We start from the raw sequence: 23,724 nt of genomic DNA, 5'->3' as shown, positions 1-23,724 counted from the left end.
CTCTGGTATTCCGGTAGAGAAACAGAGTTAAATATTGAAGAAATTCATAATGACTTCATTTACAAAAAGTATTTAAGATAGAAAAATATCCACCTTACCTCATTGAAAAAGGTTCATTTGATTACACACTTATTTTCAAAAGAGTGAATCAAATGAACCTTTTTAGGTATCCTAATGATTATCTTTACTCGACGAGTCATTGTAAACGATATCTTGTAGCACATTTTTTAGTTGCAAAAATTGCTGCTCTGAGATATTGGATTGCTTCATTACTTGACGTGAAACTTCAGGTAGCTGACAACGAACGTTACTTCCTTCTTTCGTTAAAAATATTTTCATTAGTCGTTCGTCATCCTTGGAACGTTCACGACAAATATAGCCTTTTCCCTCTAATTTTTTTAGTAAAGGTGTTAATGTTCCTGAATCTAAAAATAAGCGTTGTCCCAATTCTTTTACAGTTATTTGTTCGTTTTCTTCTAAAGCTAATAAGGTGATGTAACCTGTATAGGTTAGATCATATGGCTTTAATAATAATGTATATTGACGAATGATTTCTTTTGATGTGGCATACAAAAGAAAGCACAATTGATTATCTAAATGATTAGGCATAAAAATCCCCTCTTAAAAGTTCTTCTTCTACCACTAATATTAAAAATAAAGTTCTTACTTGTCAAATACAATTAAATTGTGTACAATTCAATTTGTAATAATTAGATTGTGTACAATTTAATTGATCAATTTAAAATAAGGGGTTTTGATTATGAAAGAATTATACTCAACTACAATGATTAATACTGGTGGGCGTAGTGGCACATCATATGCAGAGGATCAATCACTATCTTTAAAAATTGCGCCACCTGGCTCAAAATTAGATAATGTTACAAATCCAGAGCAATTATTCGCTGCTGGTTATAGTGCTTGCTTTAATAGCGCATTAGCTTTAATTAAACGCCAAAAGAAAATTGACAATTCATCCACAATAAAAGTGACAGTACGATTAATGGAGCAAGCTTCATTTGATTATATTCTAGCTGTGGACATCGAAGGTCATATTGAAGGCTTAGCACTGGAAGAAGCACAAGAATTATTGGAGTTAACACATACAGTATGTCCTTATTCAAAGGCAACAATGGGAAATATCAATGTCACAATTAAAGCAATTTAACTATTTGAAAAAGAGGGAAATGACATGTCAGAAACTACACCATTAAAACAAATTATGCAAGAACGAAAATCGGTACGTAAATACAATGCAACAGCGAAAATATCTCGAGAAACGATTATGCAACTAATAGAAGATGCTACTTCTGCCCCTTCATCGAGCAACATGCAGCCATGGCGATTTATCGTTATTGATGATAAGGAAATTCAAAAAAATATTAATTTCTTTTCATTTAATCAAGAGCAGATAGAAACAGCCTCTGCCATTATTGCGGTTATTGGTGATATTAAAATGTATTTAAATGCTGAGGAAATCTATGCAAAAAATGTAGAGTTAGGCTATATGCCAGAAGAAATCGCCAATAAGCTTGCAAAAGACGCATTAACTATGTATGGTTCTGCATCAACAAAAACATTAGAAAACATAGTGCATTTTGATGCTGGCTTAGTGTCTATGCAAATTATGTTATTAGCGAAGGAAATGGGATATGATACCGTTCCAATGGGTGGATTTGATAAAGCGAAATTTGCTGAATACATGGAATTACCAGCAAATGAAATTCCTATATTATTATTGGCAATTGGTGAAGCAGCAGCACCAGCATATGGTTCTTCTCGTCTTCCAATAGACCGCATCGTCAGATTTAATAAATAATTGAAAAGCAATGTCCCAAATAGGGACATTGCTTTTTTAGTGTAATTGTGTCTAAAGTTTTCAAATTATACAAGGGGATATTCCTAAATATAACCATTTTTTTATTGATATTTTTACATAATATGTTACTTTTATATAGGTAATATTGTACTAAATAAGGAAAATATTATTAGATAATCAATGTAGTACTATAGGAGGGCATATTATGAATAAGAGTTTTAAAATGAATCAAGTGTTAATTGGGATTAGTACATTGGCACTTTCGTTAGGAGGGTTGCAAGCGGAAGTATCAGCAGCAGAAAAAACGCCTTATCATGTATTACAAATGAAACCTGCTGGTATAGAAACGCCGAAAGATGACATTGCACATACCACACAAACTGATGCAACATTATCATTTGAAAAACGGCTTGAAATAGAAAGTTTATCGCAACAGCAGGGTCAAACTTTAGAACGTGCTAACTCGCAGTATTTGCAAGAAAAGTATTCGATGGCAGAGCTTAATAGAATGAGTGATAGTGAGCTCATGAATACCTTGGGCACTATTCAGTGGTATCAAATTACAGATTTATTCGAATACAGTGAGGAAACAAAAGTTTTTTATCAAAATGAAGAACGCATGCAAGTTATTATTAATGAATTGGGAAAAAGAGGGGGTTCTTTTACGAAAGAGGATTCAAAAGGTATTGAAACATTTGTAGAACTATTGCGTTCGGCTTTTTATGTTGGATTTTATAATAACGAACTATCTTATTTAAATGATCGCAGTTTCCATGATAAGTGTTTACCAGCATTAAAAGAAATAGCTAACAATCCAAACTTTAAACTTGGTACAGCTGAGCAAGACAAAGTAATATCTGCCTATGGGAAACTTATAGGGAATGCTTCTAGTGACGCGGATACAATTCAATATGCTGCGAACATTTTAAAACAGTATAACGACAATCTTTCTACATATGAAGGCGAGTATTCAAAAGGACAAGCTATATACGATTTAATGCATGGGATTGATTTTGATTTGCAGTCGTATTTGCATGATGCTCGTAAAGAAGCTAATACAACAATGTGGTATGGACAAATAGATAGCTTCATAAATGAGGTTAATAAAATAGCACTATTACATAATGTAACAAAAAGCAATAGTTGGTTAATCACTAATGGTATTTATTATGCAGGGCGTTTAGGTGTATTTCACAGTAACCCTAATAAAGGTTTAGAAATTGTTACAGAAGCAATGCATATGTATCCATATTTAAGTGATGCTTATTTTGTAGCTGTAGAGCAAATAGCTACAAATTACCATGGAAAGGATTATAGTGGAAATCCAGTAGATTTGCAGAAAGTACGTGAAGAAGGAAAGAAGCAGTATCTACCGAAAACATATACGTTTGATGATGGATCAATTGTATTTAAAACAGGAGATCAAGTAACAGATGACAAAGTTCAACGATTATACTGGGCTGCAAAAGAAGTAAAAGCACAATATCATCGTGTAATTGGCAATGATAAAGCATTAGAACCAGGAAATGCTGATGAGATAATAACAGTTGTAATTTATAACTCCCCAGATGAATATCTTTTAAACCGTCAATTGTATGGATATGAAACCAATAATGGTGGAATTTATATTGAAGAGAATGGAACATTTTTTACTTATGAACGTACGGCACAGCAAAGCATTTATAGTTTAGAAGAGTTGTTCCGCCATGAATTTACACATTATTTACAGGCTAGGTACGAGGTTCCAGGTTTATTCGGGATTGGAGATATGTATCAAAATGAACGACTAACATGGTTCCAAGAAGGAAATGCAGAATTCTTTGCGGGATCAACGCGTACAAATGATATTGTTCCACGTAAGAGTATTATTAGTGGATTATCAGATGATCCATCACAACGCTACACAGCAGAACAAACAATGTTTGCAAAATATGGATCATGGGATTTTTATAATTATTCATACGCACTCCAGTCTTATATGTACCATCATCAATTTGATACATTGGATAAGATTCAAGATTTAATTCGTGCAAATGATGTGAAAAATTATGATGCGTATCGTGAGACTTTAAGTAAAGATCCACTGCTAAATTTAGAATACCAAGCCTATATGCAGAATTTGATTGATAATCAAGAAAAATATGAGGTACCACAAGTATCAGAAGATTATTTAGTACAACATCAACCGAAAGCTTTAAAAGAAGTAGAGCAAGAAATCGTGGATATTGCTAACATCAAAGATGTTAAAATGACAAAACATCAGTCGCACTTTTTCAATACATTTACACTTGAAGGTACGTTTGTAGGGGGCAATACAAAGGGAGAATCTCATGATTGGAAAACGATGAGTAAACAAGTGAACCAAGTACTTGATCAATTGTCGGAAAAAGAGTGGAGCGGCTTTAAAACAATGACAGCATATTTTGTGAACTACCGTGTGAATGCAGCAAACCAGTTTGAATATGATATTGTTTTCCACGGCGTTGCGACGGATGAAGGAGATAATCAAGGCCCGTTTGTTAAAATAAATGGCCCTTATACTGGCATCAAAAATGAAAAAATTGAGTTTAAAAGCGATGGTTCAAAAGATAATGATGGAGAAATAGTTTCCTATCTTTGGGATTTTGGCGATGGAGATACAAGTGATGAAGCAAACCCTACTCATCTATACGAAAAAGAAGGAACATACAATGTGACATTAACCGTGAAAAATGATAAAGAAATAGAAAGTAAAGCTTATACAATTGTCACTGTAAGGAAGGGAACAGAAACAGAGAATAATCATCCCGAAGAAGCGACAATCATTCCATTTAATAAGCCCCTAAAAGGTAGCTTGATTGATCATGATACTGATGTGTATCAGTTTGACGTAACGTCTTCAGAAGAAATAGATATTGCAGTCTTAAATGAAAATCAAATTGGCATGACGTGGGTGCTTTATCATGAGTCTGATATGCAAAATTATGTATCTTTTGGACAGGAAGATGGAAATAGTATAAATGGTAAACTTAAAGCTGAACCTGGAAAGTATTTTTTATATATTTATAAATTTGCTAATGAAAATGGGACATATACAGTTAATGTCCAAAATGAAGCACAAACAGAAACAGAGATAGAACCAAACAATCGTCCCGAGGAAGCGACAATCATTCCATTTAATAAGCCCCTAAAAGGGAGCTTAATGGATGATGATAATACAGATGTATACCAATTTGATGTGACATCACCAAAAGAGATAGATATTTCTGTCCTAAATGAAAATCAAATTGGCATGACATGGGTGCTTCACCATGAGTCAGATATGCAAAATTTCGCATCATTTGGACAGGAAGATGAAAATAATATAAAAGGTAAATTTAATGCAGTACCAGGAAAGTATTATTTATATATTTATAAATATAATAATGAAAACGGGACATATACGGTTCATATCCAATAATTATATATGGAAAGCATTCATTCCTTCTAGACTGTTGCTAACTAACATACTAATAAATAAAAGAAATAAACGAAAAATGGAATATATTTTGGCTATAAACTTTATGTCAAAGTTTTTCTATTCGAATAACTTTGATTTTTGCAGGATTTGACTCCAACTTTTCAGAGTACCAAATTCTTACTTTATCGCCACTTTTAATATCCTTCATAGAAAGTTTCAATTCGATTTAAAATTGAAACTGATTCAAATTGATTTGAGTACATGAAGTTTTTACTAGAGAAACTCTCTAAATCTGATTGTTGAACGTCCTTTCCTTGAATAAAATAGACTGTTCCTTTCTGAATAACTATATAGCCAATTTCATTTTCGCTATATTCTTTAGATAATAGTTGGCTAACATTACCTAAGAAATATAAAATAACAAGAAGAAGTAAAAATAAGACCATGTTAATAATAGGTTTCGAAACTATGTTCTTAATTCTAATCACTACCTTATTTAATTATTTTATATTAAATATAATTTATTGTTGCTCGCTTCTATATTACTAAAATAAAAAGACTTTATTTGTACTACTTCCTTAATAAGCAGGGATAGACATAGCGATTGCTTTCAATTTTCAAATTTGTAGCCATATCTACACTCACTATACTAAAGAAAGCAAAATGTGATGAAATCAAATGACATAATTATGTAAAGAAAACATACTAACATCAGTAGTACAAACCTAGTCCGAGGTTTGTACTACTATTTTTTATAGTAAAAGAGTAAACAAAATTTATAGAAACATTTATCAGTATTCTTTATTTCTCCTTAAAGTGTTGAGGGAAATGTGAAAGATGCTAAAAAATTGTCGGTACCATGCCTCCATCCATACGAATCGGAGATCCTTTAAATGCGGATGCATAAGGACTACATACAAATGTAGTTAGTCTCCCTATTTCAAATGGTTTAATAAATCTTTGTATTTCAGATTGGGGGAGGTTTGTCGTCATAAATGCTTTCTCTTTCTCTGAAAAACTCATACCTTGATTAGGAAACATACTATCAATTATTTGATACACATTTTCAGAGAGTGTAGGACCTGGCATGATTGTATTGATTGTAACTTCTCTTCCTTTTGTTAATTTTGATAGGCTTTTTGCCAAAGATAAGAGCATTGTTTTTGTCATGCAATATTGAGGCATTTGTCCTGAGGGCATAATGGCTTCTTCACTTGCAATAAAAATAATGCGTCCAAAATTATTTTCCAACATGTTAGGTAAGTAAAATTTAGATAATCCATTTGCTGCAAGAACATTAGTACGGAAGTAATTTTCCCATGTATCATCGTCAACGTCTTCGTATTGCATTATTTCATACATACCCATATTGTTAACTAAAATATCAATACTTGGATATTTTTCGAATAAAGCTTCTCTTTGCTGAGGATTAGCAATATCAGCTGTAGCATTTTTGGGGAAAGTCGATGGATAAGCTGATTTAATTTCATTGACAATGCGTTCTACCTCTTCATAATTTCGCCCATTAATGAGTACATTTACACCTTCTTTGGCTAGTTCGATAGCAATTGCTTTACCTATACCTCTCGTTGATCCAGTAACTAATGCAGTTTTATTGTTTAATCCCATATCCATAATTCAGTGCCCCTTTATTTAGTATGATTATAAAGTAATAAAATCCTATTTTTGTTCGAAATTTTTATAAAATCCAATGATCTAGTTTGTTTCTATATGTTTAGCACGCCAATTTGATGGTGTATCACCTTCCCAAAGGTGGAAGGCACGGTAGAACGAGTTCTGATCTTCATAACCAATCAAGAAGGCGATATCTTTCATATCAAGCGAGGGATCAGCTAGATACGCTCGGGCCTGATCCTGTCGAACTTGTGCTAACAAATGTTTAAAGCTCGTGCATTCATTAGTAAGCCTACGCTGTAAGGTACGATCACTCATCCCTAACTCGCTTGCGATTGTCTGAATATCAGGGCGTCCTCCTGCTAAGCTTCGTTTCATCATCCATTTGACCATCTCGGTGAAGGAGCGGTTATGTTGGTGTTCATTTAACGATTGATCCAAAAGAGGGGTCAAAATTTCCAACAACTCCAAGTTATATGAAGTAAAGTGACGGTCCAGATCTCCTCGATGTAACGTCAACCGGTTACGCTTTGCACCAATCTGAATACAACAACCGAAATAATCTTCAAGGGTCTGTACATCGCCCATTGCATGTGTAAATTCAACTAACTTAGCTGTTATAGGTTGACCTGTCCCACGGCGTCCAAGCTCAAGTAGAAATGCAAGTGTGATACCAACCAGCATAGGGGGACCGGATTGCCCAGGATACGACCATTCTAGATCGATTGTACAATCCTCACCTTCCTCAGTGATACGTAAGCTTTCTGGAGGACACAGTTGCTTGTACCGTGCCATTCTTTTTAGAGCATCACGATAATCACGAGCATGGTAGGCTACTAAGACAGTAGGCGGATAATGATTTGAATCAAAGCTAGTGGCTAGTTTGATCATTCCTTTGGCAGTATCGTCAATAAGATCAGAATAAGCCTGCCAAATCGCTAAATATTGGATTGTGGAGACTACTGATTCATTCATGATCGTGAGTGGTAGTCGTGCTTTTCGAACTACGTCGTGGGGGACTATCCCTAATTGACGTATGCCTTCCCAAAATCCTACCGGCATTTTTATACGATTAGAGCTTTGTAACGTCAACATTTGAACCTCCTTAATTCATTTGCATGTAGTGTTTATACGTGATTATTGTCTTTAGTGTTTGTACGGGACAGTTTATATAGTATCGTTTCCATCACGACTTGTAACTAGCAAATAGCGACTAAAAACTTGCTATGTACGCCAAATTTTTAGAAAACAAATTTTATTTTTATTGATAGCTTGATAGAGCAGGTAAGCTCCTGGCAATTCCGTTAACTTTATCATATCTAGATTACTAGGCTAGAAGTATTTTTCTTTTTTCAAATAGCCAAGAAAGGAATTTACAAAATCACTTTTTTCGATTGGTTTTATCGAAATAATCATCTTTATCGATTTGTATGATCATAATAAGATATAGACATAGGGGAACAATAGTAAAAACTTCAAGGAAGCGGGGATAACAAACATGTCTATAGCAGTTATTTACGGTGGAAATCGTCCGGATGGGAATGTAGAGACTTTAACAAAATTAGTCACACAAGGCTTGATGGTTGAAGAAATTTATTTAAAGGATTATAGCATTGAGCCAATAATCGATAAGCGTCATGCAGAGGAGGGGTTTTCTGATGTCAACGATGATTATAATGCCGTCATTGACCGAATACTTCCGCATGATATTCTTATTTTTTCTACCCCTATTTATTGGTATAGTATGACAGGAATAATGAAGAACTTTATTGATCGATGGTCCCAATCTTTAAGAGACCCGAATTATCCTGATTTTAAGGCATTGATGTCTTCTAAAAAAGCATATGTCATTGCAGTTGGAGGGGATGAGCCGTCTATCAAAGGTTTACCAATGATTCAGCAATTTCAACATATCTTTGACTTTGTTGGTACAACTTTTGCAGGCTATATTCTAGGTGAAGGAAATAAACCAGGCGATATCGTTCAAGATCTAAAAGCAATATCTGCAGCAGAACATCTTCGAAAAGAATTACAATAGCTTCTTTGTTTAAAAGAGACGCAGATAACTAATAGTTTGATTTATTTTTTTGAGCAGATGACAAAGAACGTATTTGGACGATAGTGGTTCCAAATACGTTTCTTTTATTTGAAAAGGCATGAACGTCCGAAATTTCAATTGGCTAGCTTCTTTCTTCCATCTACCAACTAGTGTACACTTAGTTTTATTATCGGAAAAGATGAATGTTTTGGCAAAAACTATCGAAAAAAAAGATAAAGGAGTTCGAGTAATGGATTTAAAGCAGCTTCAAACGTTTTTAACAGCAGCTGAAACATTAAGCTTTACAAAGACGGCCCAGCTTCTTGACTACGCTCAATCAAGTATTACAGCTCAAGTAAAAACATTAGAACAAGAGTTAGGTGTTAATCTTTTTGAGCGTCTTGGTAAGCGTATTATCCTAACGGAAGAGGGCAAGCGACTTCAACAATATGCCAAAAAAATGCTAGAGCTAGATCGTGAAATGAAAAAAGCGATATCCAACGAGCAGGAGCAAGTCCTATTAAAGGTGGGAGCACAGGAAAGCCAATGTGTCTATCGTTTGCCGAGCATTTTACAGCAATTTCAACAGGTCCACCCCCATGTGAAAATCATTTTTAAGCCAGTGCATACAACGGACATTGCTAAAAAGCTATTACAGGTAGGGGATTTAGATGTTGCCTTTATAACAGATACGTACCAGGAGACATCAATGCTACAGCGACAGCGGTTGATTGAAGAGCAGCTTATTTTCGTCAGTGCACCTATTGAAAGAATGGAGCCGCTTTCCGCTCAACAGCTAGCACTTGAAACGATGCTGTTAACTGAAACAGGGTGCTCTTATCGAAATCATTTAGAAGCATTGCTTCAACTAGAAGGGGTTAGGCCATTACAAATGATTGAATTTGCCAGTATTGAAGCGATCAAACAATGTGTAATCGCAGGCTTAGGGATGACGTTTTTACCTAAAATGGTCGTAGAAAAAGAGCTGACAATGGGACTTGTAACAGAGATACCGTCCACATTAAAGCTAGCTCCTATTTATACAGATATTGCTTGGCATAAAGATAAGGATTTGCCACCGTGTCTCCTTGATTTTATTGCTATTGCCAAGCAGAAGTATCAAACGCTTGGGGATTAAAAAAGAGCCTGAATGTATCAGACTCCTTTGCTAGCTATTGTTTCTTTAATGTTCCAGAGAAATTAGTGCCTTCATTACGCTCTGCCCGGCAATCAACCTCAGACACTTTGAGGGCATTGTTGGATAAACGCTCTAATTCGACAACACAGCGATTGCCATTTGAGGATTTATTCATCAAAGCTTTTGTACTACTTGTTATCGTGGCAGTTCCATTGACATTACCTGAAGCTGTTCCATCATTCGCTGTTAAAGCAATAGAGAAGCTATTACTTGTAGCGTTGGAAATGACAGCGTCGCGGCGGTTAAAATCATTGGCACCCTTACCCCATTTGTAATAATACGTGTAGACACCTTCCCAGGCACTTTTCCCAGGTGTAGCCTGTTGCAAAGATTTATCAAGCTGACTTTGAGCATTTTTCGCTCTTGCCATTAATGATACATTGTTGGCATTATCATGTATGGCTTGTGCATCTGCGGAGATTTCATAAAAATTTCGTTCATCCATGCGGTAAAGCATTGTGACTACTTGGGCACGTGTCATATTGTTCGTCACCCCATAAAACTTCTGTAAATTACGGTCTTCATACTGTGGATTTTGCCCTGATGAAATATAATAATCGAGTAAAAACTGAATGGATTGATCTAAGTCTTTCTTACCACTAGCTAAATGAGCAATGGCTTGTGCCACTACACCACGCTTCACTGTAGCTGCTCGAATTCGGTTGTCGAAATAGCCATTTAAAGGCACTCCATAGCTAGCGAGCTGGTTATAAAATTCATCTGACCAGTTTGCCGAAGGAGTTTGTTTCTTTAATTCATCGATAGGGGATTCAAGCTCATAAAAATTAGCTAATAGTTTGGCTAATTGCTGTTCAGTAATAGTAGCATTTGGTTTAAACGTCCCATCAGTAAAACCATTCACAATATCATATTCCTCTGCCCATAAGATAGCTTCATAGGCATAATGATCCTCTGATACATCTCTAAAACTAGCAGCTTGTACATTGCCTGCACTGCCTACGATAAGAATGGAAAATAATAATGTACATATTAATTTTTTCATTTGTCATCTTCATCCTTTCTTGCTCGTTATGTTAATAGTTTGCAGGAAATGGATAAAAACTGCAAATTTTTCTAAGATTAATAGTCCTTATAAGAAAAAATAATCGCTATCTTCTGCTGAAGAAGCGATTATTTAAAGTTATCTATTGGGCTGTATAGCCACCATCTACTGTTAATGTGTTACCTGTCATAAATGTTGAATCGTCACAAAGCATAAATAAAACAGCTTTTGCCATTTCCTCTGGTTGACCTAAACGTTGCATCGGTGTTACTTGACGTAATGACTCTTTGCTCTCTTCTGGGATAATAGGTGTATCAATAAAACCAGGGCATAGCGCATTGACACGGATACCACGAGTAGCAAATTCCAATGCTAATGAACGTGTTAAATTAATGACGCCACCTTTTGCTGCATTATAGGCTGCTGATCCTGCTGATCCAACCCATCCATACATCGAAGCGGTATTAACGATTGTACCGCCGTTTGCTTTTAGCATTTCTTTAATGGCAGCTTGCGCCATTAAAAATACGCCATCTAAATCTACATTCACTGTTTGGCGCCATTCCGCATAAGGTAACTCTTCTGTTGGTGTAACACGACCAATCCCCGCATTATTAAAAAGGACATCGACTTTGCCAAATGTCTCGATTGTTGTTTGATAGATAGAAGCAACTTCAAGTTCATCAGTTACATTTGCTTTAATAAAGATAGCCTCTGCTCCCGTTGCTTGTAGTTGAGCAGCAAATGCTTGGCCTTTTTCTTCATTTAAATCAACAAGTACTACCTTTGCACCTTCTGCAACAAAGAGTTGAGCAGTTGCGGCACCAATACCAGAAGCACCACCTGTAATAATTGCGACTTTATCTTGTAATTTCCCCATATATGACACTCCCTTTAGGAATAATTTTTCTTGCACACTACGTAAATCACGGTGTACTTTTATTGTAAAACGCTTGAAAACGGAAACAATCACTAATGTCGTCGCAAGTGTCTAACTAGTAGACAGATTTGCTCAATATGTCTAAAAGGGAGGAAAAAATAGTGCCAAAATGGACACAAAGACAGGAAAGAACGCGCCGCCATTTTTATGAGGCGTTTAGCGAGCTAATAAAAATACAAGGGTTCCAAACGATTACAGTGAAGGATATTGTAGAACGAGCAGGCTATAACCGTAGTACCTTTTATGTGCATTTTCAAGATAAATTCGAGCTGGCAGCAAATTTACTGGAACTGATGCTGAAAGGTCTTGAAGTAGCTGTAGGTGAACCGTATCTGTATGGAGAAAAGGTTTATACAACAAAATTAAAAGCGCCATCTTTCAATATTATTCATTATATTTACAAGCATCGGTTATTTTTCGAGCTATTGAACGTCGAAGATACAATTCCTGGATTGCATACACGTATGCCGCTCACCATTACAAAAATTTATCAAGAGCAATTTAAATTTGAAACGATTAATCATCAGCCGGTTAATATGGACATGTTCAAGCATTATACTTCTTACGGCTTTTATGGATTGATGATGCAGTGGATTGCCAGTGGCTATGAGAAATCCGAGGAAGCATTAATCAAAGATATTATTGAATTGACCAAAACACATATTTATGCATTTGAATTTATTGGGAAACCGCAAGAAATGGAACCGTAAAATAAGTATTGAAAAAAATCTCTAATGATCTTATTAGGGATTTTTTTTATATGGGCGAAATTAATTTTTCCTTAAGAAAAAAATTTTTTACAAGAAATTTTAATAAAGTAGTTGAATTTTCTTTTATTTAAGCATATATTTTTCCTAAGGGAAACAAAATATCTCTAAAGAAAGAAGAGTGCTCGGATGAAAGAAATTGGTGATTTCAAGCTGACGATTCTTCCAATGGTTGTCTTATTGATTCTTACAATTCTATGGAAACTTACGGAATCAGTAGGAGCTGGCATGATATTAATCATTTTCTGGATGAGTTGGCGCCAGCTTATTCGGAAAATCATATAAACAATGTGGTTGCTGAGAAAGAGTGACGCTATGAATATTGGAGGCTATGAAAATTGCGGACATAGCAACGGCAACGATGCTTGTCCGCCTATTATATTCATTCCCGCTTTTTTCAAGCAATCGCTAAAAAAGAGAAAGTAGAGGTACAAAAATGAAACAATGGTTAGGTGTATTCATCCTATCACTCTCCCTGCTATTATTCGGTTGTTCAAGTGAAGCGGAGGGTGAAAAAGAGGGGATTGTTGTTGCAACCACTGGACAAATTGCAGATGCTATTAAAGAGATTAGTGGTGACCATTTACAAGTATCAGCATTAATGGGACCAGGAGTAGATCCTCATTTATACAAGGCGACTCAAAGTGATTTATCAAAATTAGATAAAGCCGAAGTCATTTTTTACAACGGCTTACATCTAGAAGGACAAATGCTTGCTATTTTTGAACAAATGGCGAAAGAAAAAACAGTCTTGGCTGTGGGAGAGACATTAGATGAAAAGCTGCTCCTTGCAAGTGATAATGACGCCATGTTGCATGATCCGCATATTTGGTTTGATATTGAACTTTGGAAGGGCGTTGTGAAAGCAATTAGTGTACAACTTCAGGAGGAATATCCTGAATTTAAAGAGGATTTTCAAACAAATGAAGATGTTTATTTAAAGAAACTGGAGGATTTACAAAGCTATGCAAAAAATCGTGTCAATGAACTACCACAAGAGCAAAGGATATTAGTAACAGCACATGATGCGTTCAACTATTTCGGTAGAAGTCAAGGGTTTGAAGTACGTGGCTTGCAAGGACTTAGTACGGATTCAGAGTATGGTGTCAAAGATGTGCAGGAGATGGTCGATTTTTTAGTAGAAAATAAAATTAAGGCTATTTTTATAGAATCCAGTGTGTCAGATAAAGCGATGAAAGCCGTGATTGAAGGGGCTCAAGAAAAGGGGCACGACATTGTAATCGGTGGAGAACTATTCTCGGATGCGATGGGTGCTGAAGGTACAACAGAAGGTACGTATATCGGGATGTATCAACATAACATCGACACAATCGTCGATGCATTAAAGTAGGTGAATGACGATGTATGCATTAACAGTGGAAAATCTATCAGTCGCATATGATAAAAAAACAGTATTAGAAAATGCCTGTGTGACGGTGCCTAAAGGACATTTAGCTGCCATTATTGGCCCAAACGGTGCAGGCAAATCAACATTTTTAAAGGCTATCTTAAATCAGCTGCCTAATAAAGTAGGAAAGGTTGAAATTTTAGGAAAAGTGTTTGAGCCAAAAAGTTTAGTTGTTGGCTATGTCCCACAGCGCAATGCTGTGGATTGGGATTTCCCAACAAATGCATTGGATGTGGTGCTGATGGGACGGTATGGTCATACAGGTTTATTTAAAAGACCATCCAAGCAAGATAAAATGGTTGCCCGTCAAGCATTAGCTAGTGTTGGGATGCTAGACTTTGCAGAGCGTTCCATTGGGCAACTTTCAGGAGGTCAGCAACAGCGTGTATTTCTTGCAAGAGCCCTTGCACAAAACGCCGATATTTACTTCCTAGATGAGCCATTTGCAGGGGTAGATGCTGCGACAGAAAAAACGATTATTGATATTTTGAAAGAGTTAAAGGCACAAGGGAAAAGTATTTTTGTTGTGCACCATGATCTTCAAACCGTCAAAGAATATTTTGATTATACGATTTTATTAAACAAAACCATTTTAGCATCGGGTGCAACAGAAGATGTATTTACACCAGAGCAATTACAAAAAACATACGGTGGTAAACTGTTCATGATGCAGCATGTATAAGGAGGGGGCACTATGTTAAGTGGTAACTTATTGTGGGTACTGAGTGGAACGATGTTACTTGGCATTGCTGCTGGCATCACAGGCACATTCTCCTTCCTGCAAAAACAAAGCCTAGTTGGTGATGCTGCGGCCCATGCAGCATTACCAGGTATTGCGCTCGCATTCCTGTTAACAGGACAAAAGGAATTACCGATTTTAATGCTGGGAGCGGGCATTACATCTGCATTATCAGTTTATTGTATACAATGGATTGTATCGTTTTTAAAAATGAAAGCAGATGCGGCTATTGGCTTAGTCCTTACAGTATTCTTTGGTATTGGGGTTGTATTTTTAACAGTTGTTAACCGTAGTCCAATCGGTAATCAGAGCGGTCTGAATAATTTTATTTTTGGGAAAGCGGCGACGATGACCAAGGCCGATTTAATGTGGCTCTTTATTAGTGCAAGCATCATTATTTTAGTCAGTCTCTTGTTCTATAAGGAATGGAAGCTACTTATTTTTGATCCTGTCTATGCAAAGGGAATTGGCTTACCGATTGAGGCTTTAAAGGCAACGTTAACAGTGTTAATTGTTATGACGATTGTAACAGGAATCCAAGCGGTGGGTGTCATCTTAATGTCGGCTTTATTAATTATTCCTGCTGCAAGTGCCAAGCTTTGGACGAAGAAATTAAGTACGATGCTCATCTTGAGTGCCGCGATTGGAGGGATCGCTGGTATAACTGGTTCCTTTATTAGTGCGATTCGGACGGGATTATCGACAGGCCCGATTATCGTTTTAGTTGCAGCAGGAATATTCTTTATTTCCTATTTTATCAGCCCAACTGGTCAAATTAGTAAATATCGTAGAAAAATGCAATTTCGAAAGCAGGGTGATATAGGATGATTGAATTTTGGGTTATCTTCACGGGACTATTAGTTGGTGTTACATGTGGCATTGCTGGTGTTTTCCTAATCTTACGTCGCATGTCCATGATAGCAGATGCCATTAGTCATACGGTGCTCTTTGGCATTGTGATGGCCTACCTGATTACCCAAACATTAAATGGCTTTTGGATGCTTGTAGGTGCAGCAGTTGCAGGGGTGTTAACAGCTTATCTCGTACAACTATTGCATTCCTCTGGGATTCAGGAAGACGCGGCGATAGGGGTGGTATTTACATCCTTGTTTGCGGCTGGTGTCCTCCTTATCACCTTGTTTGCAGGCAATGTCCATTTAGATGTCGAACATGTCTTAATGGGGGAAATTGCCTTTGTTCCTTGGGATCAATGGACAGTGCTTGGTCTAGCGATGCCTAAAGCTGTATGGATGTTATTACTGGTCCTCATGATTAACAGTATATTCCTGCTATTATTCTTTAAAGAAATGAAGCTTGCTACTTTTGATCCTGTGTATGCTGCAACGATTGGGGTTCCTGTTGTCCTTCTTCATTACGGCTTTATGACATCCATTTCGTTCACTACTGTAGCGGCCTTTGATAGTGTAGGAGCGATTTTAGTAGTTGCTATGTTAATAGGTCCTGCAGCCACCTCTTATTTAATCAGTAAGACAATTAAGCAAATGTTTATCTATAGCATGCTCTTCGGCGCTACAGCCTCTGTGATAGGCTATTATTTAGCAAAGTTTTGGGATACTTCGATAGCTGGAATGATGGCGACAACAGTCGGGTTTGTCTTTATCGTTACCTTCGTCAGCCAAAAAATAATCGACCGAAGAAAAAAAGCACTAGTTCATAAATTAGACATGCCGTAAAGACAATAAACAATCAATAGCATTTTTATGAAAGGTGAAAAAGGGTGTTCACTAACTGCAAACAACTTCATTGGGAGCCCTTGTACGGATGGACCAACAATCAATCCTTTGCCTCGATTCTCACTCGTGACAAAATTCTTTTTTAACAACATGAAACATCGTTTGAGCGTCCATCAAACGATGTTTTTTCTATTTAGCTTACAAGTTCAAACTTTAGGATGAGTATTCCTCATAGGAAAAATAGTATACTCGTTAAGAAATGCTAGAAAGGGAAGGAATGGCATTTTAACTAACAATTTTTTCTATATTTATATGTACGAATATTTAAAATTTTGTTACGATAAATTTTATTGAAACAACAAGGAGAACAGCATGTGGAGAAATAGAAACGTTTGGATTATTTTATTAGGTGAATTTGTCGTCGGTCTCGGCCTATGGGCTGGTATTATCGGCAATCTAGCCTTTATGCAAGAGGTAGTACCGTCAGACTTTCACAAATCACTAATTATTTCTTGTGGTATTTTAGCGGGCTTAGTTGTCGGTCCAATGGCAGGTCGAATTATTGACCAATCAAAGAAAAAAACGGTTGTCCAAATGGCCAGTATTGGACGAATCGTCAGTGTTTTATTTATGTTTACAGCTCTTTATACCAATTCAGTTATTTGGATGATTCTATTTTTAATTACCTTGCAAATAGCAGCAGCGTTTTATATGCCAGCCTTGCAATCTATTATCCCAATGATTGCGAAAGAACAAGATTTAATTACGCTGAATGCTTGGCAAATGAATGCAAGAACCATTTCGAGGATCGTAGGTACGGCAGCAGCAGGATTTATGTTGAGTTTTTTTGAATTAAAATGGTTATATATTATTTCATTTATTGTCTACGTGGTCATGTTTGCCATTACAAGCTTACTGCAATTGAATGAAACGTCCAATGAAACAATGTCAAATAAAGAAAAAGGGAATTTTAAAGAAGTGTTGCTGATGGTGAAAGAGCACCCAATAGTTCTCATGACGCTTGTCTTAATGTTAATTCCAACTTTATTTTTAGGTTCATTTAATTTAGTCATTATGAAAATTTCAGAAATACATCAATCGACGACCATTTCAGGATTGTTATACACAGTGGAAGGTATCGGCTTTATGCTAGGAGCGGCGGGCTTAAAAATCATTGCTGAACGTGTACAATTGGGTACACTGCTCTTTTCATTAGCCTTTATTATCGGATCAATGGAGCTCATGCTGTTACTAGCAGATATTCAATTTTTTGCCTTAGTAGCCTTTGGAGTCTTTGGTTTTTCCGTTGGTTGTTTTTTCCCAACAACAATGGTTATTTTCCAGAAACAAGTACCGAAACAGTTCCATGGGCGCTTTTTCTCCTTCCGAAATATGATTGATTCGGTTGTCTTTCAAATCGTCCTGTTGTCGACGGGTATGATGCTCGATTTAATCGGCTTAAATGGCATGGGGCTTGTTTTTGGGATTATTAGCCTAAGCTTAACAACTACTTTTTTGTTTTACTCAAAGAAAAAGAAAGTCGTTATGCATGCCTATTAATTTCGTGTCATTCTTGCTCTGCTTCTTCAAGCGAAATACCCATAGTGGTATACTGATGAGGGCAGATAAAAAGGAGCTGTCTACCAGACAGTTCCTTCTTCATTTAATGTGGGACAATGGTAAAACCATATTAAAGTAGATTAAAGTCATCTTATCATCTTATAAACATAAAGTACCTTGAGTAGGCTTCCAATATGGATAGAAAAGCAGCGATGAGATAGCTACCTTCTAAAGCTAGCAAGGTACGATATGTAGATTTAAAGAAAGTAGGTTAAAGAATGGATGGAAAAAATCAAGAGGCAATAGCGTCCTATATTGATTCACCTGAAAAACTGAAAAGCTTGTATAAGCGTGTATTAATGGTTGTCAGTCTATCCCAAATTTTTGGTGGTGCTGGTCTTGCGGCAGGTATTACAGTAGGTGCCTTATTAGCTCAACAAATGCTGGGAACGGATGCCTATGCGGGTGTACCATCTGCCTTATTTACGTTAGGATCAGCAGGAGCGGCTTTCATTGTAGGAAAAATATCACAGCGATATGGCCGTCGTACAGGCTTATCAACTGGTTTTATAGTAGGTGGACTAGGTGCAATAGGTGTTGTTCTAGCTGCTTTGCTAAATAATGTAATTGTATTGTTTGCTGCTCTATTAATCTATGGTGCAGGCACGGCGACCAATTTACAGGCCCGCTATGCTGGGACAGATTTAGCCAATGATAAACAACGAGCTACAGCGATTAGCACGACTATGCTCATGACAACATTCGGTGCTGTACTAGGTCCGAACTTAGTCGAAGTAATGGGAAAAGTGGCATTATCTATTGGTATTCCAGCTCTTGCGGGTCCTTTTATTTTATCTGCAGTTGCTTTTATTGCCGCTGGACTTGTGCTATTTATCATGTTACGTCCTGATCCTTTAGAAATTGCCAAAGCTATTGAAGCACACAAGCACAAAATTAAAGCAAATAAAACACCAGCCATGCAAACATCAGGCAATAAAAAAGGCCTAGCAGTAGGGGCAACGGTTATGGTTTTAACGCAAATTGTCATGGTTGCGATTATGACGATGACACCAGTACATATGAAACATCATGGCCATGGTTTAGCAGAGGTAGGCATTGTTATCGGGTTTCATGTAGGTTCCATGTATCTTCCTTCACTCATTACAGGTATCCTTGTCGATAAAATTGGACGGACAGCTATGAGTATTGCCTCAGGTATTACACTGCTATTTGCTGGTTTAGTGGCCGCGTTTGCACCGAGCGATTCGATGGTGTTACTCATTGTGGCACTTTCTTTACTCGGATTGGGTTGGAATTTCGGTTTAATTAGTGGGACAGCTCAAATCGTCGATGCGACAGAGCCTTCCATACGTGCAAAAACACAAGGAAAAATGGATGTCTTGGTTGCATTGGCAGGTGCATCAGGTGGGGCGCTATCCGGTATGGTAGTGGCGAATGCAAGCTATGCAGCATTATCCTTAGCGGGAGGGCTATTGTCTCTAGTACTTATTCCTGTAGTTATTTGGTCGAGAAGAGCGGCTTAAAAAGGAGAGAAGAAATTGGCATCTAATCTAATTATCATTCGAGGAAATTCTGGCAGTGGCAAAACGACAATCGCTAAAAGTCTTCAACATCATCTTGGACATGGCACGCTTGTGGTCCCACAGGATGTGGTCCGTCGTGATATGTTAAAAGTTCATGACAGAGAAGGGAACCTTTCCATTGAGTTAATTCGCCAAATCGCGGAATATGGGAAAGGTCGATGCAAATTTGTCATTGTAGAGGGAATATTGAATGAAAGTCGTTACGGAGATATGCTGAAAAACTTAATCCAATTTTATGATCAAAAAGCCTTTGCGTATTATTTCGATTTAACTTTTGAGGAAACTGTTAGTCGTCATCATTCTAGAGCCAAAAAGAATGAGTTCGGAGAAGATTCATTACGTACGTGGTGGCATCCGAAAGATTATCTTGGCGTCGCTGGTGAAACGCTGTTGACGAATGATATGTCACAGGAAGATATATTAAAACTAATTTTAAAGCAGCTACAGAAGTAATTAATATGGATAGAACGGTATTTAGGTCTTACCCTGATCATTCTTAGGGTAAGATTTTTTCAATTGGAACTACTTTGAAGGGAAAAGCGTCACAATGTTAAATCGTTAGAAAGCTCAGAGTAGGTATTGATGTGGATTTAATAACAGAAAAATTAATCATGATTGCTTTATTCATTTTAATCATTCATGCTATTGAAACGCTTGCTTATGCAGTACGTTTATCAGGAGCACGGGTCAGATTACTAGCGTCAGCTTTATCTCTTTTTAATGTGATGGTGATGGTGTCGAGACTAGCAAATATGATGCAACAGCCATTTACAGGAAGCCTAGTTGATACTGCACCTGTTGATACTGCTTTGACACATGTCGAATATCAGTTTCGAATGATTATAGGAGCGGCATCATTTGGCACACTAGTAGGAATCTTATTAATCCCTACCTTTGTAGCCATTTTTTCAAGGGCCATTGTCCATTTGGCTGACGAGAGGGGTTCAATCCCAGCATTGTTGAAAAAAGGCTTTACGCTTGAATATGTGCGACGAGGTGTAAAGCATATTCATAAACCTCGTTTTACCTATCTAAAAGGCATCAGCTTACGAGATATACCAATTAAATTATTTGTCATTAATATTATCATTACGGCCATCTATACTATTGGGGTTTTATCTGCTTTGTACGCCACTTTATTAGTACCTGAATTAAAGACCACTGCGGTTATGGCGTCTGGATTAATTAATGGCATAGCGACAATCCTTTTGATTTTATTCATTGACCCTAAAATTTCTATTCTTGCCGATGATGTCATCAATAAAAGAGGAAGTTATATTGATTTAAAGAAAGCTTCCGTTATGATGATGTTTTCCCGATTTTTAGGAACGATTGTGGCACAGTTATTATTGATTCCTGGTGCTCATTATGTTGCGTGGTTTGCCAAGCTGATTGCTTAACAAAAAAACACCCTCATACTACATGAAGAGCAGGTAAACACTCGAAAGTCATCACATAGGATGGGGACAATATTTACACCATACAAATCCACAAGAAATTGTAAGGACGTTTATGGAAAATTAAAGTAAAAAATCTTATCTCTTCATTTTTAGAGGTAAGATTTTTTGATTCTTACAAAATCTTTCATTTCCAGGGTAGGTACATAATTCAACTTGGCAAAACGATCCTGCAAGACACAATACTAGTGAGAGGCAGAATAATATTGTCATTAGTAATGGTCACCTAAAGTGATAATCTTGAACGCGACATTAAAAAGCAAGGGCAGTAACAAGCTACTACGCGGCTGTTTGGCTCTATAATATATCGCAATCCTCCTCTAAATATAAAAGTAATGCCATTCACAAAAACTTTAAAATGTAATCCATACTTCGATGAGTGTTGAAATACTATCTGTTTATAATTAGCATATAGCAAGATTAAATTATGTGAGGAGCTAGTTATGAAAAACTATCAATTTATTGCTTTATTAGTGATAACAACCTTTTTAATGGGTTCATCATTTGCCATCGTAAAAATAGGATTAGTGTATTCTTCGCCTTTATTATTGGCTGCCTTTCGATTTATACTGGCAGGTATAATTATGGCTGTTGTTGTTAGGATCTTTAAAAGGCCACATCCTGCTTCAAAGGAAGAATGGTTCAAGCTTTGTATCATTGGGTCGTTTCAAACAGCTGGTGTCATGGGGTGCATTTTTTTAAGTCTTCGCACGATTACAGCCAGTGAATCTTCTATTTTAACCTTTACAAATCCCTTATTCGTTGTGATATTTGCCACCATTTTTATGAAAGCACGTTACCGCTTCTATCAATGGATAGGCGTTTTGCTTGGCTTAATAGGGGTGATTATTACCATGGGGGCTCATTTTGAATTAAAGATGGGTATTCTTTTTGGGCTTCTTTCAGCAATTTTTTGGGCCATTGCGACCCTATTAGTGAAAAAATGGGGCGTATTATTTGATACTTGGGTTCTATCAGCCTATCAAATGCTATTTGGAGGAGTACTCCTTTTGCTAGGTAGCACCTTGCTAGAGCAACCATTCTTTATTGTTCATCAGCAGTCCATCTTACTTTTGTTATGGCTTAGCCTTCTTTCTTCCATCATTCAATTTGCAGGGTGGTACTATCTTCTTCAAAATAGTGATCCAGGGAAAACAAGTGCCTATTTATTTTTAGCTCCTTTTTTTGGCGTGTTAACAGGCTGGGTGTTATTAAACGAACCGCTAAAACAATCACTCGTTATGGGCGGGTTGTTTATCATTAGTGGCATTTATTTAGTCAATCGGACGTTTAGTAAAGAAAAGGGCTAGGAGATAACCTCTTAGCCCTCTATTTTGTTAGCAATCTATTTGGAATATCTCTTTAAAACCTGTCCTACCTTTCTCTGTCACTTTGATGGCGCGAATAGAAGGTACTCGTGTAAGCCAGCCGAGGCTCAATAATTGGTTTAATAGTTCGCTACCAAGTGCACCAGCCAAATGGTATCGTCGTTCACTCCAATCTAAGCAGGCATGAGAAAAGGAGCGTCTTTTTCTTTTTACAGCAGCTAAATCAAGCCCAAATGTAGTGAAAAATAAAGTGCCTTCATCTGTTAAGACAAATTGCTTATCCTCTAATTTTATATAACCTGCATCCGTCAAGGCTTCCGTTAATTGGACTCCTAATTTACCTGCTAAATGATCATAGCAAGTGCGAGCATCCTGTAATAATTTCATTTGGCTCGATTGTTTTAAAGAACGGACCTCTGGTGGAGGTGAGATGGCTAAGAAAGACTCCAAAAATTGAGCAATATCTTCACCAGCTAATTGAAAATAACGGTGTCGGCCCTGTTTTTCAACTTTTATCAGCTTACCTTCAATTAATTTAGCAAGATGAAAGCTAGCAGTTTGAGGTTTGATGGCAGCCATATATGCCAGTTCACTAGCAGTATGGAAACGGCCGTCCATCATACTAGCAAGGATGGTGGCTCTTGATGTATCGCCGAGTAGTGATGCAACTTCAGCCATGTTTGGATTAATTCCCATATGTCACAATCCTTTCAATTTTCTATATTATGATTTTAGTTAAAGTTATTATCGTTTACAATAAAAGTTATAGAGGAGGAGAAATAAATGGAAACGTACTATGCAGTAATTTTTACATCGCAAAGAACCGATCGAGATGGGGAGGGCTATGGCGAGATGGCGGAAATAATAAACACATTGGCACAGCAACAGCCTGGCTTCCTGCGTGTTGAAAGTGTAAGAAACGATGAAGGTAGAGGTATTACGGTGTCCTATTGGGAATCACTAGAAGCTATTCAAGCCTGGAAAGACAATGCCAAGCATTTGACTGCACAACAATTGGGTAAAGGTAAATGGTACACAAACTATCAAGTAGAAATCTGCCAAATAATAAAAGAGTATTCTTTTGTAAAATAGAAATAG

23 protein-coding genes are annotated in these 23,724 nt (G+C 36.9%); 16 read left to right on the top strand and 7 right to left on the bottom strand.

What is annotated here, in order from left to right; genetic code table 11:
* Window positions 1-171: 171 nt before the first annotated feature.
* Window positions 172-609 (bottom strand): MarR family winged helix-turn-helix transcriptional regulator, encoded by a 438-nt coding sequence (locus OU989_RS13015; protein WP_274793467.1) that lies wholly within the window; start codon window positions 607-609, stop codon window positions 172-174.
* A 151-nt stretch (window positions 610-760) separates the two neighbouring features.
* Here OU989_RS13015 and OU989_RS13010 point away from each other — a divergent pair, with 151 nt between their 5' ends.
* From OU989_RS13010 to OU989_RS13000, 3 genes are all read left to right on the top strand, one after another.
* Window positions 761-1,165 (top strand): Ohr family peroxiredoxin, encoded by a 405-nt coding sequence (locus OU989_RS13010; RefSeq protein WP_274793466.1) that lies wholly within the window; start codon window positions 761-763, stop codon window positions 1,163-1,165.
* A gap of 24 nt (window positions 1,166-1,189) precedes the next feature.
* Complete coding sequence (locus OU989_RS13005; RefSeq protein ID WP_274793465.1) at window positions 1,190-1,816, top strand: nitroreductase family protein; 627 nt, start codon at window positions 1,190-1,192, stop codon at window positions 1,814-1,816.
* 205 nt (window positions 1,817-2,021) lie between these two features.
* Entirely contained in the window at window positions 2,022-5,255 is a 3,234-nt protein-coding gene (locus tag OU989_RS13000; protein WP_274793464.1) for a collagenase, read from the top strand.
* Window positions 5,256-5,361: 106 nt separating this feature from the next.
* Here the strand turns inward: OU989_RS13000 and OU989_RS12995 are convergent, their stop codons facing one another.
* The 3 genes from OU989_RS12995 to OU989_RS12985 all read right to left on the bottom strand — a co-directional run bounded on the left by OU989_RS12995 (window position 5,362) and on the right by OU989_RS12985 (window position 7,985).
* On the bottom strand, window positions 5,362-5,463 hold the full coding sequence (locus OU989_RS12995) for a DUF3221 domain-containing protein (protein ID WP_274793463.1): 102 nt from the start codon (window positions 5,461-5,463) through the stop codon (window positions 5,362-5,364).
* A gap of 632 nt (window positions 5,464-6,095) precedes the next feature.
* A complete protein-coding gene (locus OU989_RS12990) occupies window positions 6,096-6,890 on the bottom strand; it encodes an SDR family NAD(P)-dependent oxidoreductase (RefSeq protein ID WP_274793462.1) in 795 nt (264 codons plus the stop codon).
* Window positions 6,891-6,971: 81 nt separating this feature from the next.
* Window positions 6,972-7,985 carry an AraC family transcriptional regulator gene (locus OU989_RS12985; RefSeq protein WP_274793461.1) on the bottom strand — a complete coding sequence of 338 codons (1,014 nt, stop codon included), beginning with the start codon at window positions 7,983-7,985 and terminating at the stop codon, window positions 6,972-6,974.
* Window positions 7,986-8,388: 403 nt separating this feature from the next.
* On the opposite strand from OU989_RS12985, the gene OU989_RS12980 reads away from it, so the two are divergent.
* Both OU989_RS12980 and OU989_RS12975 read left to right on the top strand, forming a co-directional pair.
* Window positions 8,389-8,928: a flavodoxin family protein gene (locus OU989_RS12980; RefSeq protein ID WP_274793460.1), complete on the top strand. Its 540-nt coding sequence runs from the start codon at window positions 8,389-8,391 to the stop codon at window positions 8,926-8,928.
* 250 nt (window positions 8,929-9,178) lie between these two features.
* Window positions 9,179-10,066: a LysR family transcriptional regulator gene (locus tag OU989_RS12975; protein ID WP_274793459.1), complete on the top strand. Its 888-nt coding sequence runs from the start codon at window positions 9,179-9,181 to the stop codon at window positions 10,064-10,066.
* 34 nt (window positions 10,067-10,100) lie between these two features.
* Here OU989_RS12975 and OU989_RS12970 read toward each other — a convergent pair whose 3' ends face one another.
* Together OU989_RS12970 and OU989_RS12965 are read right to left on the bottom strand one after the other, a co-directional pair.
* Window positions 10,101-11,129, bottom strand: a complete 1,029-nt coding sequence (locus tag OU989_RS12970) for an S-layer homology domain-containing protein (protein ID WP_274793458.1) — start codon at window positions 11,127-11,129, stop codon at window positions 10,101-10,103.
* Between the two features lie 142 nt (window positions 11,130-11,271).
* Window positions 11,272-12,009 carry an SDR family NAD(P)-dependent oxidoreductase gene (locus tag OU989_RS12965; RefSeq protein WP_274793457.1) on the bottom strand — a complete coding sequence of 246 codons (738 nt, stop codon included), beginning with the start codon at window positions 12,007-12,009 and terminating at the stop codon, window positions 11,272-11,274.
* Between the two features lie 137 nt (window positions 12,010-12,146).
* On the opposite strand from OU989_RS12965, the gene OU989_RS12960 reads away from it, so the two are divergent.
* The 10 genes from OU989_RS12960 to OU989_RS12915 all read left to right on the top strand — a co-directional run bounded on the left by OU989_RS12960 (window position 12,147) and on the right by OU989_RS12915 (window position 22,608).
* Window positions 12,147-12,779: a TetR family transcriptional regulator gene (locus tag OU989_RS12960; protein WP_404809689.1), complete on the top strand. Its 633-nt coding sequence runs from the start codon at window positions 12,147-12,149 to the stop codon at window positions 12,777-12,779.
* 493 nt (window positions 12,780-13,272) lie between these two features.
* On the top strand, window positions 13,273-14,187 hold the full coding sequence (locus OU989_RS12955) for a metal ABC transporter solute-binding protein, Zn/Mn family (protein WP_274793455.1): 915 nt from the start codon (window positions 13,273-13,275) through the stop codon (window positions 14,185-14,187).
* Between the two features lie 10 nt (window positions 14,188-14,197).
* Window positions 14,198-14,926 carry a metal ABC transporter ATP-binding protein gene (locus tag OU989_RS12950; RefSeq protein WP_274793454.1) on the top strand — a complete coding sequence of 243 codons (729 nt, stop codon included), beginning with the start codon at window positions 14,198-14,200 and terminating at the stop codon, window positions 14,924-14,926.
* A gap of 12 nt (window positions 14,927-14,938) precedes the next feature.
* Window positions 14,939-15,811, top strand: coding sequence for a metal ABC transporter permease (locus OU989_RS12945; RefSeq protein ID WP_274793453.1), 873 nt, complete (start codon window positions 14,939-14,941; stop codon window positions 15,809-15,811).
* A complete protein-coding gene (locus OU989_RS12940) occupies window positions 15,808-16,677 on the top strand; it encodes a metal ABC transporter permease (RefSeq protein WP_274793452.1) in 870 nt (289 codons plus the stop codon). The genes OU989_RS12945 and OU989_RS12940 overlap by 4 nt, the downstream gene beginning before the upstream one ends.
* Window positions 16,678-17,049: 372 nt before the next feature.
* Complete coding sequence (locus OU989_RS12935; protein WP_274793451.1) at window positions 17,050-18,237, top strand: MFS transporter; 1,188 nt, start codon at window positions 17,050-17,052, stop codon at window positions 18,235-18,237.
* A gap of 278 nt (window positions 18,238-18,515) precedes the next feature.
* Window positions 18,516-19,781, top strand: coding sequence for an MFS transporter (locus OU989_RS12930; protein WP_274793450.1), 1,266 nt, complete (start codon window positions 18,516-18,518; stop codon window positions 19,779-19,781).
* Between the two features lie 15 nt (window positions 19,782-19,796).
* Entirely contained in the window at window positions 19,797-20,294 is a 498-nt protein-coding gene (locus tag OU989_RS12925) for a kinase (RefSeq protein WP_274793449.1), read from the top strand.
* A gap of 158 nt (window positions 20,295-20,452) precedes the next feature.
* Window positions 20,453-21,241, top strand: coding sequence for a lipid II flippase Amj family protein (locus OU989_RS12920; RefSeq protein WP_274797343.1), 789 nt, complete (start codon window positions 20,453-20,455; stop codon window positions 21,239-21,241).
* 500 nt (window positions 21,242-21,741) lie between these two features.
* A complete protein-coding gene (locus OU989_RS12915) occupies window positions 21,742-22,608 on the top strand; it encodes a DMT family transporter (RefSeq protein ID WP_274793448.1) in 867 nt (288 codons plus the stop codon).
* A 27-nt stretch (window positions 22,609-22,635) separates the two neighbouring features.
* On the opposite strand, the gene OU989_RS12910 is transcribed toward OU989_RS12915, so the two are convergent.
* Entirely contained in the window at window positions 22,636-23,322 is a 687-nt protein-coding gene (locus tag OU989_RS12910; protein WP_274793447.1) for an ArsR/SmtB family transcription factor, read from the bottom strand.
* An 87-nt stretch (window positions 23,323-23,409) separates the two neighbouring features.
* Between OU989_RS12910 and OU989_RS12905 the strand changes: the two genes are divergently transcribed.
* Window positions 23,410-23,718, top strand: coding sequence for an antibiotic biosynthesis monooxygenase family protein (locus OU989_RS12905; protein WP_274793446.1), 309 nt, complete (start codon window positions 23,410-23,412; stop codon window positions 23,716-23,718).
* Window positions 23,719-23,724 lie beyond the last annotated feature (6 nt).

Source organism: Lysinibacillus irui (assembly GCF_028877475.1).
GTDB classification, from domain to species: Bacteria; Bacillota; Bacilli; order Bacillales_A; family Planococcaceae; genus Lysinibacillus; species Lysinibacillus irui.
Note: the sequence above shows the minus strand (reverse complement) of the source record. Positions and strands in the feature narration are given on the sequence as shown.

Bases quoted from the DNA above. Each gene is read 5' to 3' on its own strand.
- OU989_RS13015 (WP_274793467.1), bottom strand. From the start codon at position 609: ATGCCTAATCATTTAGATAATCAATTGTGCTTTCTTTTGTATGCCACA.
- OU989_RS13010 (WP_274793466.1), top strand. From the start codon at position 761: ATGAAAGAATTATACTCAACTACAATGATTAATACTGGTGGGCGTAGT.
- OU989_RS13005 (WP_274793465.1), top strand. From the start codon at position 1,190: ATGTCAGAAACTACACCATTAAAACAAATTATGCAAGAACGAAAATCG.
- OU989_RS13000 (WP_274793464.1), top strand. From the start codon at position 2,022: ATGAATAAGAGTTTTAAAATGAATCAAGTGTTAATTGGGATTAGTACA.
- OU989_RS12995 (WP_274793463.1), bottom strand. From the start codon at position 5,463: ATGAAGGATATTAAAAGTGGCGATAAAGTAAGAATTTGGTACTCTGAA.
- OU989_RS12990 (WP_274793462.1), bottom strand. From the start codon at position 6,890: ATGGATATGGGATTAAACAATAAAACTGCATTAGTTACTGGATCAACG.
- OU989_RS12985 (WP_274793461.1), bottom strand. From the start codon at position 7,985: ATGTTGACGTTACAAAGCTCTAATCGTATAAAAATGCCGGTAGGATTT.
- OU989_RS12980 (WP_274793460.1), top strand. From the start codon at position 8,389: ATGTCTATAGCAGTTATTTACGGTGGAAATCGTCCGGATGGGAATGTA.
- OU989_RS12975 (WP_274793459.1), top strand. From the start codon at position 9,179: ATGGATTTAAAGCAGCTTCAAACGTTTTTAACAGCAGCTGAAACATTA.
- OU989_RS12970 (WP_274793458.1), bottom strand. From the start codon at position 11,129: ATGAAAAAATTAATATGTACATTATTATTTTCCATTCTTATCGTAGGC.
- OU989_RS12965 (WP_274793457.1), bottom strand. From the start codon at position 12,009: ATGGGGAAATTACAAGATAAAGTCGCAATTATTACAGGTGGTGCTTCT.
- OU989_RS12960 (WP_404809689.1), top strand. From the start codon at position 12,147: ATGTCTAAAAGGGAGGAAAAAATAGTGCCAAAATGGACACAAAGACAG.
- OU989_RS12955 (WP_274793455.1), top strand. From the start codon at position 13,273: ATGAAACAATGGTTAGGTGTATTCATCCTATCACTCTCCCTGCTATTA.
- OU989_RS12950 (WP_274793454.1), top strand. From the start codon at position 14,198: ATGTATGCATTAACAGTGGAAAATCTATCAGTCGCATATGATAAAAAA.
- OU989_RS12945 (WP_274793453.1), top strand. From the start codon at position 14,939: ATGTTAAGTGGTAACTTATTGTGGGTACTGAGTGGAACGATGTTACTT.
- OU989_RS12940 (WP_274793452.1), top strand. From the start codon at position 15,808: ATGATTGAATTTTGGGTTATCTTCACGGGACTATTAGTTGGTGTTACA.
- OU989_RS12935 (WP_274793451.1), top strand. From the start codon at position 17,050: ATGTGGAGAAATAGAAACGTTTGGATTATTTTATTAGGTGAATTTGTC.
- OU989_RS12930 (WP_274793450.1), top strand. From the start codon at position 18,516: ATGGATGGAAAAAATCAAGAGGCAATAGCGTCCTATATTGATTCACCT.
- OU989_RS12920 (WP_274797343.1), top strand. From the start codon at position 20,453: ATGATTGCTTTATTCATTTTAATCATTCATGCTATTGAAACGCTTGCT.
- OU989_RS12915 (WP_274793448.1), top strand. From the start codon at position 21,742: ATGAAAAACTATCAATTTATTGCTTTATTAGTGATAACAACCTTTTTA.
- OU989_RS12910 (WP_274793447.1), bottom strand. From the start codon at position 23,322: ATGGGAATTAATCCAAACATGGCTGAAGTTGCATCACTACTCGGCGAT.
- OU989_RS12905 (WP_274793446.1), top strand. From the start codon at position 23,410: ATGGAAACGTACTATGCAGTAATTTTTACATCGCAAAGAACCGATCGA.